The sequence below is a fragment of the Marinobacter goseongensis genome, from assembly GCF_023156235.1.
Lineage (GTDB): Bacteria > Pseudomonadota > Gammaproteobacteria > Pseudomonadales > Oleiphilaceae > Marinobacter > Marinobacter goseongensis.
Window position 1 is genome coordinate 1 of the sequence record NZ_JAKZAI010000066.1, and the last position, 2,447, is coordinate 2,447.

Sequence of the window (2,447 nt, forward strand, 5' to 3'; positions counted from 1 at the left end):
GTAAGCGGCCGGTAATCCCATCTTGAGCCAGGCGCTGCCGCCGTCAGGATAGTGTCCACTTATTTTCTAGTGGACACTTAACATGAACGACTTAAGCGTAACCAAACCCTACCAGCGCCGTCGCCGCTTTTCCCGGGAATTCAAAGCCCAGATAGTTGCCCAATGTCTGGAGCCCGGTGCCTCCGTTTCTCGAATCTCACTGGATAACGGTCTCAATGCCAACATGGTCCGGCGCTGGATCAGCGAGGCCCGGCGAGCGCCGAAAGCGCCTGCGACAACACCTGGATTCGTGCCAGTCAATCTGCCAACAGTGGCCTCTGCACAGAGCAATCAATCAGTCCCAGACAAGCGTAGCACCATCCGCATCGAGATTCCCCGCGCCGGCAGTGCGGTTGTGGTGGAGTGGCCTGCGGAGCAGGCGCATCAATGTGCTGCCCTGTTGCGGGATCTGCTGGGATGATCCGCATCGACGAGATCTGGCTGGCTACTGAGCCGCTGGATATGCGGGCGGGGCCCGACAAGGCGCTGGCGCGAGTCATCCAGGTGTTTGGTTCAGCCAGGCCGCATTGCGCCTACCTGTTCGCCAACAAACGGGGTAACCGGATGAAGGTGCTGATCCACGATGGCCTGGGTATCTGGCTGTGTGCCCGCCGGCTGAACCGGGGCAAATTCCACTGGGGCGAAACCTGGCGCGGTGACCAACTGCGCCTGACCGAGGAACAGTTGTCCGCTCTGGTTCAGGGCCTGCCCTGGCAGCGCATTGGCGCGGAAGGCGTCATCTCCATCCTGTAACCACAAGTGCCGTAATGCTGCTATAGCCAGAACCGCGAATCGCTTGCCGCACAGGGACTTGGCATACTGGCGGCATGACTCAGCGCCCCGATATCAACCAACTCTCTGCCGATCAGCTCCGTGCCCTGGCGACGGAACTGATGGACTCTCTGGACGCCAAGGATCAAGTCTTGGGCCGGAAGGAGCGGGAGTTGGTGCGCAGCAACGCCATCATCGAGAAGCTGACTCACGAAGTAGCCATACTCAAGCGCCATAAGTATGCCCGGCGCAGCGAACAACTGGACGCCGTTCAGGGCAAGCTGCTGGATGAACTGATCGACAGTGACCTGGCGGCGATCGAAGCCGAGCTGGACCAGGCGATGACCGAGGAGCAGAGAGCTGCCCGGCCAAAGCAAAAGCCCAAGCGCACCCCGCTGCCACCAGAACTGCCCCGTACCCTGATCCACCACGAACCAGACAATACCCAGTGCCAGTGCGGCTGCCAGCTCAAGCGCATCGGTGAGGACGTCAGCGAGAAGTTGGATTATGTCCCCGGCGAGTTCACGGTGGAGCGCCACATCCGGGGCAAGTGGGCCTGCGACAAATGCGAGACGCTGATCCAGGCACCGGTACCGGCGCAGGTGATCGATAAGGGCATCCCCACTGCTGGTCTGCTGGCTCAAGTGCTGGTGGCCAAGTATGCCGACCACTTGCCGCTGTACCGCCAGGAACGCATCTTCGGCCGTGCCGGCCTGGAAATCCCGCGCTCCACTCTGGCCGAATGGGTCGGTGCCTGCGGTGTGCAGTTGCAGCCCCTGGCGGATGCACTGCGAAACACTTTGCTGGAACACAACGTTCTGCATGCCGATGAAACCCCGGTCAGCATGCTGGCTCCGGGCAAGAAGAAAACTCACAAGGCCTATGTCTGGGCCTACTGCACCACACCGTTCTCGGACCTGAAAGCCACCGTTTACGACTTCGCGCCCAGCCGGGCGGGTGAACACGCCCGGACCTTCCTGGGAGACTGGCAAGGCAAGCTGGTCTGTGACGATTACGCCGGCTACAAGGCCGGGTTCGGTAATGGCATCACCGAAATCGGCTGTATGGCCCATGCCCGGCGCAAGTTCTACGACCTGCACGAAGCCAACAAGAGCGAATTGGCAGCTAAGGCGCTGGAGTATATCGGCGGACTGTACGAGATCGAACGGGACACGAAAGACCTGCCGCCGGATAAGCGCTGGGAAATCCGGCAAACCAGAGCCAAACCACTTATCGATACGCTGCATCAATGGATGCTGGCGCATCGCCAGAAAGTGCCGGATGGCTCCGGCACGGCTAAAGCCCTGGATTACAGCCTCAAACGTTGGGCAGCGCTGACGCGCTACCTGGACGATGGTGCTGTGCCCATCGATAACAACTGGGTGGAAAACCAGATCCGGCCCTGGGCGCTGGGGCGCAGCAACTGGCTGTTCGCAGGATCACTACGCAGTGGCCAACGTGCTGCGGCTGTGATGACACTAATCCAGTCCGCGAAGCTGAATGGGCATGATCCCTATGCCTACCTCAAAGATGTGCTGACCCGGCTGCCGACGCAGAAAAACAACGCCATCGACGAGCTATTGCCCCACAACTGGACGCCGGCTACACCTGACAAGGTGTGATGGCCAGACGCTTAC

General features: G+C 60.5%; 3 protein-coding genes. All 3 read left to right on the forward strand.

What is annotated here, in order from left to right; translation table 11 throughout:
• The first annotated feature begins 82 nt into the window (after positions 1-82).
• The 3 genes from tnpA (at position 83) to tnpC (ending at position 2,432) form a co-directional block, all read left to right on the forward strand.
• Entirely contained in the window at positions 83-460 is a 378-nt protein-coding gene (tnpA, locus tag MLC70_RS18305) for an IS66-like element accessory protein TnpA (RefSeq protein WP_117619486.1), read from the forward strand.
• The gene (gene tnpB, locus MLC70_RS18310; protein WP_100640765.1) at positions 457-792 is read left to right on the forward strand and encodes an IS66 family insertion sequence element accessory protein TnpB; all 336 of its coding nucleotides are present in this window, start codon (positions 457-459) and stop codon (positions 790-792) included. The genes tnpA and tnpB overlap by 4 nt, the downstream gene beginning before the upstream one ends.
• 74 nt (positions 793-866) lie before the next feature.
• Entirely contained in the window at positions 867-2,432 is a 1,566-nt protein-coding gene (gene tnpC / locus MLC70_RS18315) for an IS66 family transposase (protein ID WP_248185960.1), read from the forward strand.
• Positions 2,433-2,447: the final 15 nt, after the last annotated feature.